The sequence below is a fragment of the Xanthomonas sp. NCPPB 3442 genome, from assembly GCF_056725145.1.
Map to the genome: position 1 here is coordinate 1,095,784 of NZ_CM161514.1, position 15,693 is coordinate 1,111,476.

Genomic DNA, 15,693 nt, shown 5'->3' on the forward strand with positions numbered 1-15,693 from the left:
ACGCGGCAGCAGATAAACGAACGGCGCCTTCCGGCGCCGTTCGCATTGCATCCCATCACGCGTTCGGCGCTTACGGACGCACCTTGGTGGCGCACACGAAGACCGCTGCCTGTTGCACGCGGCTGATCACGCCCTGGCTCTGCAGCTCGCGCGCGTGTTCGTCCATGCAGGTCAGGTAACCCAGGCGGTTGCCGGCGTTCTGCGTCTTGCACAGGCTGCTTTCGGCAGACACGTTCGCGCCTGGAATCAGGCCGCCGGTTTCCACCGTCGGGACCAGGGTGTTGCAGGTGCCCAACTTGGCCGGCCCGGTGTTCAAGGTCCAACCGATGTCGGCAAACAGCGCCGGGGTCAGGTCGATGTTCACGTGCGCCTGCACTTCCGGCGTGTCGAAAGGTTCCATCAAGGCATTGGGCTGCAGATCGGTATCGAAGTGCGAGAACGTCGAACCACCGGCCACCACGCTGGGCGAGTACAGCCGCGTGCGGCCTGCGCTGTCGGTGCCCTGCAGCAGTTGCGGATCTTCGTACAGCGACGCAACCACCGCAGTGCTGCCCTTCAGGCGCGCGCCGTCGGCCTGCGAGACCATGATGGCGGGGATGGTGATGTCGGTGATCGGCGGTGCTGCGTTGCCCATCGTCTGTACACCGGCCGCGTTGTTGGCGACGATCACGCCCACCGCGCCGTTGAGCTGCGCATTCTTCACCTTGATCGCGAAGGCGCAGGTGCCGCGGTCGATCAGCGCCACCTTGCCGGCCACATCGGCCGCATTGACGAACGGGGTTTCGCAGCCATCGCTGGCCGATGCGGCCGCCACGCCGTCATTGACCGTTACCACCGAACGCGCCGGGAAATTGGCCGCGGTGGCCAGCGGACCGAAGCTGGCAAAGCCCACTTCGAACTTGCCCGCAGCGCTGGCCGGTGCGGTGACGCGCAGCAGCGTGCGTGGATCCAGGATCAGCGCCGCCTCGCGGTTCACGCGCGTCCCGGCCCAAACCGTACGGCCGGGCGTGCGCATCGCTTCGGCACGCAGGGCGTTGGTCATGGTCGGGTCGTCGAAGCGCTTGTTCTGGACGTTGTCGTAGGCCTGCGAGGTGTAGACGTCGGTCAGGCCGCTCCCCGAACCCAGCACGCCGGTGGTCTTGTTGAGAAAGCCCGCCGCGCCCAGACCGTGGCCGATCTCATGCATCACCACGTTGAGGAAGTTGATCTGGCCTTCGGGCGTCTTGCCGTCCAGGCCCAGATACCAGCCCGAACCGGCCAGGCAATCGTCCTTGCCCAGGTCGCCGTTGAACTGCGAAAACACGTCGGCCGGATCGGCCGGATCCGGCACCAGGTCCTGCCCGGCGATCGCATCGCCCAGCGCGGACGGATACAGCGTATCGGCCTTGGCGCCGGGGAAGTTGTTGACGATCCAGTTCGGGCCGGCCTGGCCCAGCGTGCCGCCGGTGGCGGTACAGGTCAGCCGTGCGAACGAGGCATACACCTTGATCTCGACATTGCTCTGCAGCACCGCGCCCCACAGGTCCATGGCGTACTGGTATGCGATGCGGCGTTGCTCGCCGATCGTGCGGCCCGGGTTGCCGCCCAGCGGTGCGGCAGCGGTCGGGTCGTTCAAACCGACCACGGTGCCGGCATCGCCATTGATCAGCGTGACATTGGCTGCCCGGGCGTGCAGCGGTGCCAATGCGGCCGCCACGGCCAGGGACAACAGCAACAAGGGCTTATTCATGCGGCAGCGCTCCGTGCTCGGCGTGGGTGGGTTGGGTGGTGTCGGCGTCGTCGCTGTGTTCGATGACGATGCGTCCATCGGCCTGGCGGGTTGCCGTCAGCGAACTCATTTGGGTGGCCGGCAACTTGCGCGCCACGGTGCCATTGGGCAGGCGCCGCTCGGTCGCGCGCGCGGCCGCTTCGGTCTGCGGAACCGAGCTGCGTGCGGCGCTGCTGCGTGCTGCGGAGGCCGCTGCAGCCGCCTGCTGATCCAGTGCCGCGCTCTCGGCGTCGGTCAGCGGGCGCAATTTGCCGGTGGCAGGGTCGATACCGACCTTGGAACTGCTGGTAGCTGCTTCCTGCGCTGCAGCGATCGCCGGCAGGCATGCGACACACAACACACCGGACAGCATCCATCCGGGCTTGCGAAAGCTCATCATCGTTGGGGTTTCCTTGGGTCCAACAGGGGAAAAAACGCCGTGCTGACACCGGCGCTCGGGAGAATCCTTCCATTTCAGTCTGTTCATGACTGAATCATGAATCCGTGATTCGTGTCAATCTTTTGACACATTCGCCGTCGAATGCGAAGCGGCAACCTGAAAAAGTTATCGGCAGGGTTGCAGTCTGGGAGTTCACCCCAGGCATCGTCGCCAAGGCGCCTGCGCACGTCGTGGCCAGCGCTCGGCACGCCCGGGCGCCACTCGTACACTGGCCGGTCTGGGCGTCGTTCGGTCATCCGTTGCCGGCGCCGCCAGCCACCAGCCACCAGCCAACCCAGCGCCAGGCCACCATGCACGCCGTCATCTACCACAATCCCGGTTGCGGAACCTCCCGCAATACCCTTGCCCTGATCCGCCACACCGGCATCGAACCGCAGATTGTCGATTACCTGCAGCATCCGCCAAGCCGCCAGACACTGCAGGCGCTCATCGCCGCTGCCGGCATCACGGTCCGCCAGGCCATGCGCCAGAAAGGCACGCCCTATCTGGAACTGGGACTGGACGATCCCACCCTGGACGATGCGGCGTTGTTGAGCGCAATGCTCGCCCATCCGATCCTGATCAACCGCCCATTCGTCCAGACCACGCGCGGAACACGCCTGTGCCGCCCCTCCGAATTGGTGCTCGATCTGTTGCCGCCAGCCACGCACGGCTTCATCAAGGAAGACGGCGAACGCGTGCTGGACGAGGCCGGTCAACGCATTGGCCGCTGACATGTTTGAGCCGGTTCAACCGGCGCCAAGCCGGTGTTGCGCCATCACGCTGGCCGCAGCGCTGGCGATAGATGCAGTGCGCCTATTCACAGCGCGATGAACAAGCCTGCTGCACGTCCACTTGCGCATGCACGACACCTGCTGAGCGCGGCACAGCAGGCCGGCTGCACGCACCGTGCGCTGGCGCGAGCGTTGCCCGGTGCCGGCATGCACAACCCGCGGCAGCGACCGCTCGTACACTGCAGCGCCTGCGGACTATTGCACCGCCCGGCGCTTGTTCGCTACCGGCCGGCAGCCGCCCTAGAATCCACGCCACGATCGTCAGGAGCACCCGCATGATTCGCGAAATTATCCGCATGGGCGACAAGCGCCTGCTACGTGTGGCGCCACCGGTCAGCAACCTGGGCAGCGCCGAGTTGCACACGCTGGTGGCCGATATGTTCGAAACCATGGACGCTGCGCGTGGCGTCGGTCTGGCAGCACCGCAGATCGCGGTGGATCTGCAATTGATGGTGTTAGGTTTCGACGCCAGCGAGCGCTATCCGGAAGCGCCCGCAGTGCCGCGCACGGCCCTGGCCAACGCGCAGATCGAACCGCTGTCGGAAGAAATGGAAAACGGCTGGGAAGGCTGCCTGTCGATTCCCGGCCTGCGCGCAGTCATTCCACGCTATCGCTTCATTCGCTACCGCGGCTTCGCACCCGACGGCACTCCGATCGAGCGCGATGCCGAAGGTTTCCACGCACGCGTGGTGCAACACGAATACGACCATCTGGTCGGTCGCCTGTATCCCTCGCGCATCGAAAATTTCGACACATTCGGTTTCGAAGACGTGCTGTCTTACGACCTGTAGCAGGTCCTTCGTTGTGTCCAATGCGGCGTGGCTGCCGCCATGGACGGCAGCCACGTCCTGGACTGCGCCGCATTCAAGGCAATCATCAGCACGCTGCCTGGCGCGGTGCCTCGTCATTGCGGCACCGTTGGCGGCATGAATGTAGCAATCGACTCGCGTGATGGATGACGGCGTGTCTGGCGAGCGCATCGCACCCCCGCCCATGCCTCAGGCCGAAAACGCGTGTGGCTCGGCAGCAAATCCGACCGCCAAGGCGCCCTTGCCGACGTTGACCATGCCGGTCAGGCTCATCACGCTTTCCAGCAGTTCCACGCCGTGGGTTTGGCAGGCGCCCTGCAGTGCGGCATAGCCGGGCAGGGCATGCAGCTCGGCCAGCTCGCCGCCGTAGCCCACGCACACCGTTGGCGTCATCAGGCCGTCGCGAATCTTGCGCACGGTGAAGCCGAACAGCTTTTCGGCCGAAGGTTCGAAACCCTTGAGCTTGGCCACTGGCTCGGTAACGCCGCGGTAGGCGCGCAGCACCGGTTTGATGTCCAGCGCGCTGCCGAGCGCGGCGCCGATCAGGCCGACGCTGCGATCGCCCTTGGTGCGTGCACGTGCGCGCAGGTAATACAGATCGCGTGGAATCATGTAGCCATAGGTGTGCTCGGCCAGCTGTTCCAGGCGGGTACGGATGGCCGCCACGCTCTGGCCCTGGTCGCGCAGGCGGACTGCTTCCACGGCGGTGATGCCCTGGCCGGCGAACAGGTTGAGCGTGTCGATCACCCGTAGCGCGAACGGCGAGGTGTGGCCTGCGGCCTGCCGGATCGGCTTGTAGTCGTTGAGGATCGCGAAGCTGGCCTGCATCGCATTGTCGAAGATCTGGCTGCGGAGTTTGGAAATGGTCAGGCAGAACACATGGTCGTAGTCAATGACCAGTTGTTGCAGGAACAGATCGCGGATCTGGTTGACCGAAAACGGCGTGGTTTCCGCTTCGTGCCCGCGCTCGGCCACATGCGCCTGCAAAAAGCTCAGCGTGGCTTCCTCGTCGCGATGATCGGCCAGCACGGCCTCGCCGATACGCACGCTGATTGGCAGTACGATGATGTTGTGATGTTGGATGAAGTCCTGCGGCAGATCGCACGCGCTGTCCACCACGATTCCGATACGCATCGTCGCCCCCTCCGGCTGTTGCGTTGTCTGTAGTGCGAACGCTATCGCAAAACGGCCCCGCCGCGTAGGCCTGAGGTGGAGCGTGTTGCGGGCGCCGATCGCGCGGATGGCGACCGGACTGATGCAGGCCGGTGGCAGCGACGCCGCACTGCGTTGAAAGGCATTGCACGCGCAAGCGACGCCGCCGGCACGTGCGGACACGGGCGATGCGTATGTGGCTGTGCACCATTTACCGCCCCCACGCGCGGGCGTCTTTGGCGCGAAACCCGCCGCTACGCCCGTGTCCGGTGACCTAAGTGCTAGCCAGCGCACGCTCCAAGTGCAAGGTGGCGCCCGCTATCGCGCTTGGCCGGGTGACGCCGCCGGAATCGTTATAGCTCCCCGCGTGGCGCCGCTGCTACGGTCCGACCCGACTGCCGCACGGCAGGTCCCGACGACGCTGCACCAGCGCCGCCGCGCTGAATCATACGGAGAGTCACCATGCACAACTGCCCATCCAGCTCCCTTGTCCAGACGTGCGCCCAGGCGCCGACCACGCGGCGGCGCGCCTCGCGCTGGTGGACCGCGGCGCTTGCTTTCGGTCTGGTCGCACTCGCCCCGGCGGCGCTCGCCGGCCCGTACAAGATCTTTGGCAACCACTATGCGTGGGTGAACAATTTCAACGATCCCAACAACATCATCCAGGGCACGTTCGGCACCGGCAGTACGCCGGAGCTGACGGTCACCTTCAACTTCGCCGACTACAACCTCTACGGCTATCCGGCGATCGTGCGCGGCTGGCATTACAATTGGAATCCGACCACCGACACGCTGTTCCCCAAGCAGATCTCCTCGATCAGCTCGCTGCCATTCAAATTCAATTACAGCGCAGGCGGCACCAATCTGGCCGGTGATTTCGCTTACGACATCTTCTTTCGCTGGGACACCGCCAAGGGCAATCCGCAGCTGGAAGTGATGATCTGGGGCGACCACAATTCCTGGCCGGTCGGCACCGTGACCGCGACCAAGGTCATCACCGCGGGCGGGCGCACTTTCGATCTGTGGGAAGGCTTCAATTCCGGCGCCGGCTATTACGTCTACACCTTCATCCCGACCGGGACCGCCGGCCAGCCGACGCTGAAGACCAGCGGCAGCCTCAACGTGGATGCCAAGCCGTTCCTGACCTGGCTGCAGAACAACCGCGCCAAGGATGGCCGCTACAGCAACAGCATGTACCTGCATGCGGCCGAAGCGGGCTTTGAAGTGGTACGCGGCAATGGATGGGCCAAGGTCAGCGCGACCTTGGATGCGAAGTAAGCGCAGCCCCGCTGTATCGTGCGTGTCGGCGGTATCGGTCGGCACGCACACGGGTTTTTTCAACGTTGGACAAGTCGCCGCCTGTGCATTGTTCGAGCGACTGTCGGCGCAGCGCTGCGCACATGACAGCCACGTGCCGTGTGTGGCGCCTGTCGCCTCGATATCGGATTTCGGATGAGCTCACGTGAGCGATGTGCATGGATCACTGCGCCTGCGCCGCGCGTGGCCGCGGATGCGCTGGCGCGCACATCTGGAGCGGCGAACAACGCGCCGCTACGCGGGCAGTGCCGGCCCGAAGAACATCGGAACGGTTGAGCGCTGCATGCCGACGCCACCTACCAGCCGCGCGTGCCTGGCCACTGCGCGAATCGTGTGTTCGGACGTTGCTATAACGCCACCAGCTGGATGCTGTCGAACACGATTGCCGGGCTGAGGTAGCCGTTATCCGGGGAGCCGGAGGCAATGCCGATCTCGATGCGGTTGTTGCCGGCCTGCAAGGCCGAGGCAGGGATGTCCACTTCGTAAAGGGTATTGTTGCCGCGCACAGTGCCGCGCGTGATGCCGCGTGTCTTGGGTTGCGTGGGCGCGGCAGGCAGCGGGCCGTTCCAGCGTGCGTTCACGCTGATCTGCGGACGTGCGCCGCCCTGTGCCAACGGCACGAAGAGACGCAGGCGATAGCCGCGCACCTCGTTGGCGGGCAGGGTGAAGTCGATCCGGCTCGGGGTGTTGATGCCGCGCCACTGCACTGCCGGAAAGCTGCTCACGCTGCTCGATCCCACGGTGTAGGTCACCGCAGACCAGTGCATGCGCGCATCGGAAGGGTGCGCCCGCGGCAGCAGGTCCGCGTCGCTGAACCCCACCGGCGTGCCATCGGGAATGCCGATCTGCCACTTCACCGTGCCCGGCAAAACGACCGCCTGCAGTGCGGCGTGCGCAGTGGCACCGGCAGAAACCTCGATGTTGCGTTGTGCGACCTCCAGTTCGTTTTGGTAGAGCGTCATGCGATAGCTGCCCGGGCGAACACCCGTCACCTGGTAGTTCCCGCTGCCGTCGGCGGTGGCCCAGTACTGCGCCTGCGCGTTGCGCAGGCCGATGACGGCCGGCTGGCCCGGCAGCACGCCGCCGACGTGCCCACTCACGGTGCCGCGCCCGCTTGCCGGCAAATAACCGCTCAGGCCCAGCGTGGCATCGACGAACGCGGTGTCCAGCTGCGCACTCGACGGCAAGCTTCCATCGGTGAACAGCAGCCCGTACACCCCGTGCAGGCCGCCGCGAAAGGCTTCGGTCTGGGTGTGATCGGAATACATGTAGTTATAGAGCTCATGCGTCAGGCTGGTTTTTTGCGTCGCAATGTCCTTGAAGAACGGGCCGCCCGCGCTGCGCTCGCGGTTGCCCATCAGCATGAACACGGCAACGCCAGGGCCACTGACGCCATGCACCTGGTCGTCCATCATTCGACGTGCAGAATAGAACTTGGAGCTGGTGCGCCCATCCGGCAATAGAAAGACATCCTCACTTTCGATCGCTCTGCCGACATTGGAATCGGGCTCCTGCTGCGCATTGGGCAACTTGGACACGTTCAAGCGGGCGACGAAGCGCAATTCGCCCACTGGCAGCAAGGTGGGCGCATCGGTGGCCATGTAGATCGCGTTGCGGCCCTTGCGTGCGATGTAGTACTGGACCAAGTCGCCGGCCTTGGCCGACACCACGATCGTCCCGCCAACGATGCGTGCATCCACACTGGCACTGCCCAACCCCGAAGCGATGTGCGAGCCCTTCGATTCGGTGGTCTGCAGTTCGTTGTCGCGATAGCGCATCGACACGATGTCGCCATTTCGGGCATCGACCGCAAACACCAGCTCGGCGCCGCTGTCGACGATCACGCGGTTGCCGCTGCGGCTGATCCCGAAGTCGGCCAGTGCAGGTGCGCTGATGCCGGCATAGAGCAGCAGTGCACAGGCGAAGTAATGTCGAAGATTGCGAGGCATGCGGGTGAGCTGTCGGAAGCAAGGCATGGTGGCGATGCGTGCGCGCGATGCTAGGCCAGTACCGAAGACAGAGAATGTACGCACTGTTCGAAATTCCAGCGATCAAGGGGGAGTCGTTGGTTACCTGCGGGCATCGCTGACTGTCGCCGCAGTGGGCAACTGCAATACGCAGTTCCGGCATCGGCCATGGAGAGGCTACCAAAACCTCGAGAGCCTTTGTCGGTTGTCGGTTGTCGGTTGTCGGTTGTCGTGGACGGCGCACGGCCACCGCGCTGCACGAGCGGGACATGCCGCACGGCTCGGCGGCCGCCTCCGGCTTGGCGGTGACGCAGTCGCCTTGCCAGCTGCCTCTGCGACGCACCGGCGTCCTTGCACGGCTCAGCGCAGGGCATCCCGCGCCGAGGCGATGTCCGCCATCCATTGCGTGCGCTTGCCGATCACGAAGCGGTATCGCTTTCCGTCCTCCAGCCGCACTGCCAGCGATGTCGGCGCGATCGGCAGCAGGCCGAACAGGCGTGTCCAGCAGGACTGAATCGCCACGATCTGCGGCAAGGGCAGGCTCAGCGTCTGGCGCTGTACATTGAACGCGTGCGGCTGAAACAGCAGCGCATCGGCGGTGAGAATCAGACGCCCGCCCACCGCTTCCATCCCGCGCTGCAGATTGGCAGGTGCCTGGCGCAATACCGCCCGATCGATCGAACGCAAGCCGCTACCGTGGAAGAGCGAGCTCACGGTCGTGCAACGGCGAGGTGGGCACGCGGCATATGCCGTAGCAAGACGCCAAGGCGGCCAAGCGCTATCAAGAGCGAAACCGAAAACATGCGATAGGCCTAGTGGGAAACATCACGACAGCGAAGGCCGCCAGCAAGATGCGGCAGGACGCCATGACAGCACATCACCTGTGCACAGCAGCAAAGCGGTGAAGCGGTGCGCCGGTACCCGCTGTGCCGGCACACCAACGATGAAAGACCATGCTCAGGTGGCGCTTGAGCAACCCACCGCACGCTTACTTCAGATAGGCGCGCGGCAGCGGGCCGGCCTGCTGCATGTAGCGGTCGCGCAGCTCGCTCTGGCGCGATCGCATCGGCATGTCGCGGCCGCCCAGCCAGACCTGCTCGGCATAATGCGCCACATCCAGCGGGTCGCCTTCCCACAGCACCAGGTCGGCCTGCTTGCCGATCGCAATGCTGCCGATGCGATCGCCCACGCCGAAGATGTCTGCCGGCACACGGGTCAGGCCGGCCAGGCCGGCTTCCCATGGCAAGCCATTGGCGACCGCATTGCCGGCCAGCTGGCGCAGTTTGCGTGCGTTGTGCGAGGCATCGCCGTTTTGGGTAAAGCTGACCTCCACGCCGGCAGCGCGCAGACGTGCGGCGTTTTCCAGCGTCGCGCCAATCTGGTCGAAGGTCGATGGCAGGTCCGCCAGCGCGTCGACCAACACCGGGACCTTGGCCTGCGCCAGTTGCGGCGCAAGCTTCCAGGCTTCGGCGCCGCCGGCAATGGCAATGCGCACCTTTTCGCGCTGCGCCCAGCGCAACAGCTGGCGGATGTCGGCTGCGCGTTCCACCTGCACCACGATGCGACCCTGGCCGGCCAGGTAGTTTGCCAGTACACCGCGTCCAACCGGGGTCAGTAGCGCATGCGGCGAATCGGCCGGGATACGCCCGCGTGCTTCGGCAACCAGTTGATCCAGCAACATCCATTGCGCGGCGCGCGAGCTGCCGGTGAGGTCGGACGCCGCCGCTCCGATGCGAAGAAACAAGGCATGCGGGCCGACCGGATCCGGGCTGCCATCCAGCCGCACGATGCCGCCCTGGCCGGCAATGAAGGCGCCACTGGCGGTCGCCCCCAACGCGGTGAAGCCGATGCCCTCCACGCGCGCCACCGGCACCAGCACCGAATCGGGGTTGTAGGCCAGGGTGACGTCGAATTCCGGGCGCATCGGTTGATCGGCCAGCTTGACGCCGCTGTCCACGGTGCTTTCTTCGCCGGAGACTTCTTCGATACCGATTTCGGTAATGCCGCCGAACAATGCCGGCGTCAGTGGGCGGCCGTTTGCTTCGACCACGCGGCCGTCGTTGGGTACTGCCAGGTTGCGGCCGATGGCGCGAATCACGCCGCCCTGCACCAGCACGTCGGTGTTCTGCAGGGTGCCTTGCGCGGTGGCAGTGTGCACGGTGGCGCCGCGAATCAGCACCTGCTGCGCGAAGGCCGGCAATGCCAGCGTGGCCATCACCAATGCCGCGATCGCGCGCAACCGCGGGGGCATGTGCGTGACGCGGCTCATCGTGCCACCTCCTGGCCGAGCATGAAGTCCGACACCGGCTGCAGTGCGCGGTTGTGCCGGTCGTAGACCTGCGCGCCGTCGATATACACCTGCTCGGCCAGCGCATACGAACTGAGAGGGTTGCCGTTCCAGACCACCACATCGCCCATCTTGCCCGGCTCCAGTGCGCCGGTCTGCTGCTCGATCCCGAGCGCCTTGGCGGCATTGCTGGTGAGCCAGCGGATGGCGCGCTCCGGCGGGATCTCCATGCCACTGCGACGCGCGTTGGCGATCACCTTGGCGGCCTCCTGGTTGAGTCGTTGGATGCCTTCTTCCGAATCCGAATGCACGATGGCGCAGCTGTTGGCCGGGCGATCGACCAGTGCGATGTTTTCCTGGATGCCGTCGAAGGCTTCCATCTTGAAGCCCCACCAGTCGGCCCACAGCGCGCCGCAGACGTTGTCCTGCGCCAGGCGGTCGGCCAGCTTGTAGGCCTCCACGCCGTGATGGAAGGCGGCGATGTGGAAGCCGAATTCCTTGGACAGATCCAGCATCGTCGCCATCTCATCGGCGCGGTAGCAGTGGATGTGCACGCGGATGTCGCCGTTGATGGCACCGGCCAGTGTGTCGAGCTTGAGATCGCGCTTGCCGCCGGCATCGCCACTGCTGTCGTTGTCGCCGCCGCGGCTCCACCAATGGCGCTTTTTGGCGGTTTTCTTTTTCGGCGCGTTCTTCTGCAGATACTCGGCCGCGTCGATGAACGCAGCGCGGTAACCGGCCACGTTGCCCATGCGCGTGCCGGGGCCACCTTTCTGGCCGTACACGCGTTTGGGGTTTTCGCCGCAGGCCATCTTCAGGCCCCATGGTGCACCGGGGAATTTCATGCCCTGATAGGTGGTGGAAGCAACGTTCTTGAGCGTGACGCCGCGCCCGCCGATCAGATTGGCCGAGCCCGGCAACACCTGCAGCGAGGTGATGCCGCCGGCCAGCGCAGTGCCGAAGCCGGGATCCTGCGGCCAGATCGAATGCTCGGCCCACACGTTGGGCGTCACCGGTGCGGTCATCTCGTTGCCGTCGCTATGCGCGCTGACGCCCGGGCTGGGATACACGCCCAGATGCGAGTGCACATCGATGATGCCGGGCGTCACCCACTTGCCGGTGCCGTCGATACGGCGCACGTCAGCGGGCGCCTGGAGCGCCTTGCCCACCGCAGCCACCTTGCCGTCGCGCAGCAACACGTCGGCATCGTCCAGCCGCTCGCCGGTGCCGGTGAGCACGGTGGCGTGCTGGATCAGCACCGGAGCGGACGCGAGCGCGCGATAGGTGCTGGGGTAGGGATCTTGCACGAAGCGCGATGCCGCCGATGCCGCAGACGCAGGCCCGCACAGCACCGCCGCGCCCAGCGCGGCGAACAGGATGGAACGCATGGATTTCCCCGGTAACACGAAAACGTCAGCCGCCAACCTAGTCGTCGGCGGCGTGCTTGCCAAGTGCTGGAGGTCGAGAGCGGCGGGCTCATCACATGCACCCGTGCATGCTATGCCGAATTCGTCAGGGGATGTGCCGATGATTGCCAAAACAGAGCGCAACAAGCAGGCCGATGTGGTGTTGGCTTTCTGGGAGCTTGCCGGCGCGGCGCGCTGGTTCACGCACAACGACGCCTTCGATGCCAATTTTCGCCAACACTTCAGCGAGCAGCATTTTGCCGCCGCACGGGGTGAGTACGCGCAGTGGATGGCACGCGCCGAAGATGCACTGGCCTTGCTGATCCTGCTGGATCAATTTCCACGCAATGCGTTTCGCGGCAGTGCGCATGCCTATGCCACCGATGGCCTGGCACTGCGGTACGCCAAACAGGCGCTCGCCAGCGGCTTCGATCAACAGGTGTCGGCGCAACTGCGTCTGTTTTTCTATCTGCCCTTCGAGCATGCCGAACACGCCGATGAGCAGGCGCGCGCGGTGCAGCTGATCACTGCACTGGGCGATGCACAGACCACCCACTGGGCGCTGGAGCATCAGCGCATCATTGAGCGCTTTGGCCGGTTCCCGCACCGCAATGCGGTGCTGGGACGTGAGACCACGGCAGAAGAGCAGCAGTTTCTGGATGAGGGTGGATTTGCCGGTTGAAGACCTGCATCGGCCATCTGCATGCCGATGATCGAGGTCTGCCGTGCAGCGTGGGTAACGACGCTGCTGCAGCCGGGCACAGGTGGGCATCGCAACGCAGAAGATGCCGCCCTGCGCATGCCGCACCGGGCAGCGTGCAAGCAGTCAACACCGATCAGCAGCCGCCCGGCAATGCTTCCGACCGCCAGCTGGCGCCTTCGCCGAGCAGCAGAGAAAACCCGTAACTTTCGTAGCCGCTTTCGGCCAGCACGAAATCGAGCGTGCCGTTGCCGGCGATATCCCCGAACTGCAGCAGATGCGTGCGCAGCGGCAGGTCTTCGCAATCGTCGCAGCCGCTGGCAGCGTGACCCTTGCGGAACTGCCAACGGCTGCCGTCATGCTCGAAGATCGCAAGGACGACGAGCACGCCGGTGGGGTTTTCCGGGTTGCCGGTCTCGATGGGATGGTTGGAGGTCAGGATCGCCACGCGTCGCTGCGGTTGCTGCGTATCGGTGACGATCTGCAGCGCCGCCAGATCCTGCGCGCGATCGGCATCGAACGCGGCCAGCGCCTGCGCCAGGGCTGCCGGCTTGACGCGCTTGCGCAGCGGCGCGGTGTTGTTGACCTGTGCAAACAGCTCGGCCCGTTCGCTGACGGTGGCTGCGCGGCCGGCAAAGCGCTTGCCGGGATTCACATCCACGGTCGACAGCAGCGGCGAGTCGGACAGCGTGGGGTTGCCTTTGATGCGCAGCTTCGCGGTGCCGCCGCACATGCTGTTGTCGTCTACCGTCAGTGCCGCAAGCCGCACGTTGCCGGTGGAAACGCCTGCATTGAAGACCCGCAACGGCTGGCCCAGCAGCGCCTTGGGCAGGGTCGATTCCCTGGCGATACCCTCGCCGAGCCAGACCGGGATGTATTCCAGCGGATCGTCGGTCGGCTGGTTGTCGTAGGTCTGGACCAATAGCACCGCGCGCGACGGTTCGGCGGCGTGGGTGGCCAACGGCAGCAGCGCGGCCAGGGCGACAGAGAGCAGGCGGGTATGCATTGCAGCGATGTCCTTGTGCAGGGTGATCCATGAAAAAACGGGCGCTCCAGGGAGCGCCCGTTTCGGTCTGAGGTGCGCCGGCCTAGGTTGCCTCTTGGCGAACCGCGGTCGCGTGGTTGTCGCAGGCGCGGCAGTCTACCCAGGACGCATGACCGGCGAGCGGCGGCCGCAACCGTGCGACGACCGCCGATGTGTTGCTCAGTATTTCGCCACGCCGTTGTCCACCTCGTCCGACCACGCATCGATGCCGCCGGTGACGTTGTAGACATTGGTGAAGCCCAGCCCACGGAAATGTTCGGCGGCCTGCAGGCTGCGGCCGCCGCGGTGGCACAGGAACGCCAGCGGGGTGTCCTTGGGCAACTGTTCGATGGCGGCGCGCTCGTGCGCATCCAGCGTGCGGAACGGTGCGGCCACCGTGGCCAGTGCGCGCTCGTCGGCCGGGCGCACGTCCACCAGGGTCAGGCTGCCTGCCTTGAGACGGTCGTCGGCATCGCGCACCGACAGCTCCTGCACCGGCTTGGGCGCATTGGGGTTATCGATGGCCAGGCCACGGCCGCGGATGTCGTCGACCCAGTCGATGGTGATGCCGTCGGCACGACGCGCGCTGGCCAGGTCGAACTGCACGCGCAGCCCGTTGGATTCAGCCGCAATGGCGTTCGGGTTGGTCGGCGCCAGCTGGAAATTGGGCTGGAAATTGGCATCGATGGCCAGCGTCAGCGAGGCATCCGGCGCATCGGCCAGCGCACTTTTGAGCATCTCGACCGCGGCGGGGGTGATGGTGATCTTGGGCGGGCTGCGGTCGGGCGCCTGCAGGCCGAGCATGCTGCTCAGCTCGCCGCTGTCGGCCATCTGCACGATGATGTCGCTGCCGCCGATCAGCTCGCCGTCCACGTACAGCTGCGGGATGGTCGGCCAGTCGCCATAGGCCTTGATGCCCTCGCGGATTTCCTGGTCGGCCAGCACGTTGACGTGGGCATAGTCGATGCCCAGGCCGTCCAGCACGCCGACCGCCTTGGCCGAAAAACCGCACTGCGGCATGCCGGGCTGGCCTTTCATGAAGAGCACCACGCGGCTGGATTGCAGCAGCGTATCGATACGGGAACGCAGGGCGGGATCGAGAGACATGGCAGCACTTGGGTGGCAGCGTGGAGACCGGGCATTCTACGCCGCATGGCATCATTGGGCATGACCACGCCGGAAACGCTGTATCGCACCCCTTCGCGCCCCTACCGCTGGGTGGGCCTGTTGGCCCTCTCGCAGGCAGCGGTGGCACTGCTGTGGTGGCATCTGGGCTGGGCCTGGGGGCTGCCTGCGCTGCTGCTGTCGCACGCGCTGTTCGTGGTGCCGGTGTTCCTGCCGCGCGCGCGGCTGTATGCGCCGGTGCTGGCGCGGCTACCCGGTCGCGCGCCGCATGTCTGGCTGACCATCGACGATGGCCCGTCCGACGACACCCCAGCCATCCTCGACCTGCTGGATGCTTACGACGCCAAGGCAACGTTCTTCCTGGTCGGCGCGCGTGCCGAGCAGCGGCCCGAGCTGGTGCGCGACATGGTGCGGCGCGGGCATGGCATCGGCAACCACAGCCACACCCATCCCCAAGCCTGGTTCTGGGCGCTGGGGCCGCGCCGGATGGCGCAGGAAATCGGCCAAGCGCAGCGCGTGCTGGCGTGCATTACCGGCCAGGCGCCGCGGCTGTACCGCTCGGTGGTCGGCATGACCAACCCTTTCGTCGCCTCGCCGCTGCGCGCGCACGGGCTGACCCGGGTGGCCTGGAGCGCGCGCGGCTTCGACGGCGTGCAATGCGAGCCGGACACCACCGTCGCCCGCATCGTGCGCGACCTGCGGCCCGGCGCCATCGTGCTGCTGCATGAAGGCGCTGCGCACGGCCACAACCTCACCATCCTGCGCGGCGTGCTGGAGGCGATGCAGGCGCGCGGGTTGGTGGGGCGGCGGCCGGATTAAGCGCGACGGACAAAACAATTGCAGTCGCCGCCTGGCGGGCGCTGCCGGTGTTGGCGCGGCATGCGCCGCCCAGACATGACAGTTCCTTCCCCGCTTCGACGTCTGGT

The 15,693-nt window shown here is 65.7% G+C and carries 14 protein-coding genes; 5 read left to right on the top strand and 9 right to left on the bottom strand.

The annotated features are described in order from the left end of the window. Positions 1 to 70 precede the first annotated feature (70 nt). Together AC1POX_RS04880 and AC1POX_RS04885 are read right to left on the bottom strand one after the other, a co-directional pair. Positions 71 to 1,729: a PA domain-containing protein gene (locus tag AC1POX_RS04880; protein WP_109290714.1), complete on the bottom strand. Its 1,659-nt coding sequence runs from the start codon at positions 1,727 to 1,729 to the stop codon at positions 71 to 73. After that, on the bottom strand, positions 1,722 to 2,147 hold the full coding sequence (locus tag AC1POX_RS04885; protein WP_014091040.1) for a post-PEP-CTERM-1 domain-containing protein: 426 nt from the start codon (positions 2,145 to 2,147) through the stop codon (positions 1,722 to 1,724). Before AC1POX_RS04885 ends, AC1POX_RS04880 begins: the two co-directional genes overlap by 8 nt. 350 nt (positions 2,148 to 2,497) lie before the next feature. Between AC1POX_RS04885 and arsC the strand changes: the two genes are divergently transcribed. Both arsC and def read left to right on the top strand, forming a co-directional pair. After that, the gene (gene arsC / locus AC1POX_RS04890) at positions 2,498 to 2,920 is read left to right on the top strand and encodes an arsenate reductase (glutaredoxin) (RefSeq protein WP_011348560.1); all 423 of its coding nucleotides are present in this window, start codon (positions 2,498 to 2,500) and stop codon (positions 2,918 to 2,920) included. A gap of 335 nt (positions 2,921 to 3,255) precedes the next feature. After that, positions 3,256 to 3,771: a peptide deformylase gene (def, locus tag AC1POX_RS04895; RefSeq protein WP_057682111.1), complete on the top strand. Its 516-nt coding sequence runs from the start codon at positions 3,256 to 3,258 to the stop codon at positions 3,769 to 3,771. A gap of 207 nt (positions 3,772 to 3,978) precedes the next feature. Here the strand turns inward: def and AC1POX_RS04900 are convergent, their stop codons facing one another. Next, entirely contained in the window at positions 3,979 to 4,923 is a 945-nt protein-coding gene (locus AC1POX_RS04900) for a DegV family protein (protein WP_218493002.1), read from the bottom strand. Between the two features lie 480 nt (positions 4,924 to 5,403). On the opposite strand from AC1POX_RS04900, the gene AC1POX_RS04905 reads away from it, so the two are divergent. Then, a complete protein-coding gene (locus tag AC1POX_RS04905) occupies positions 5,404 to 6,219 on the top strand; it encodes a GH12 family glycosyl hydrolase domain-containing protein (protein WP_005920703.1) in 816 nt (271 codons plus the stop codon). 386 nt (positions 6,220 to 6,605) lie between these two features. Here the strand turns inward: AC1POX_RS04905 and AC1POX_RS04910 are convergent, their stop codons facing one another. From AC1POX_RS04910 to AC1POX_RS04925, 4 genes are all read right to left on the bottom strand, one after another. Next, positions 6,606 to 8,207 (bottom strand): rhamnogalacturonan lyase B N-terminal domain-containing protein, encoded by a 1,602-nt coding sequence (locus AC1POX_RS04910; protein WP_372356807.1) that lies wholly within the window; start codon positions 8,205 to 8,207, stop codon positions 6,606 to 6,608. Positions 8,208 to 8,585: 378 nt separating this feature from the next. After that, complete coding sequence (locus AC1POX_RS04915) at positions 8,586 to 8,912, bottom strand: hypothetical protein (RefSeq protein ID WP_014091038.1); 327 nt, start codon at positions 8,910 to 8,912, stop codon at positions 8,586 to 8,588. A 301-nt stretch (positions 8,913 to 9,213) separates the two neighbouring features. Further along, positions 9,214 to 10,494: an amidohydrolase family protein gene (locus AC1POX_RS04920; RefSeq protein ID WP_218502744.1), complete on the bottom strand. Its 1,281-nt coding sequence runs from the start codon at positions 10,492 to 10,494 to the stop codon at positions 9,214 to 9,216. Further along, positions 10,491 to 11,900 carry an amidohydrolase gene (locus AC1POX_RS04925; protein ID WP_372356808.1) on the bottom strand — a complete coding sequence of 470 codons (1,410 nt, stop codon included), beginning with the start codon at positions 11,898 to 11,900 and terminating at the stop codon, positions 10,491 to 10,493. Before AC1POX_RS04925 ends, AC1POX_RS04920 begins: the two co-directional genes overlap by 4 nt. Before the next feature lie 133 nt (positions 11,901 to 12,033). Here AC1POX_RS04925 and AC1POX_RS04930 point away from each other — a divergent pair, with 133 nt between their 5' ends. Further along, complete coding sequence (locus tag AC1POX_RS04930; RefSeq protein WP_029820243.1) at positions 12,034 to 12,600, top strand: DUF924 family protein; 567 nt, start codon at positions 12,034 to 12,036, stop codon at positions 12,598 to 12,600. Between the two features lie 154 nt (positions 12,601 to 12,754). Here AC1POX_RS04930 and AC1POX_RS04935 read toward each other — a convergent pair whose 3' ends face one another. Next, entirely contained in the window at positions 12,755 to 13,624 is an 870-nt protein-coding gene (locus AC1POX_RS04935) for a hypothetical protein (protein WP_481108596.1), read from the bottom strand. A 198-nt stretch (positions 13,625 to 13,822) separates the two neighbouring features. Next, entirely contained in the window at positions 13,823 to 14,749 is a 927-nt protein-coding gene (gene grxD / locus AC1POX_RS04940) for a Grx4 family monothiol glutaredoxin (RefSeq protein WP_008573624.1), read from the bottom strand. Positions 14,750 to 14,794: 45 nt separating this feature from the next. On the opposite strand from grxD, the gene AC1POX_RS04945 reads away from it, so the two are divergent. Continuing rightward, on the top strand, positions 14,795 to 15,586 hold the full coding sequence (locus tag AC1POX_RS04945; RefSeq protein WP_014091033.1) for a polysaccharide deacetylase family protein: 792 nt from the start codon (positions 14,795 to 14,797) through the stop codon (positions 15,584 to 15,586). Positions 15,587 to 15,693 lie beyond the last annotated feature (107 nt).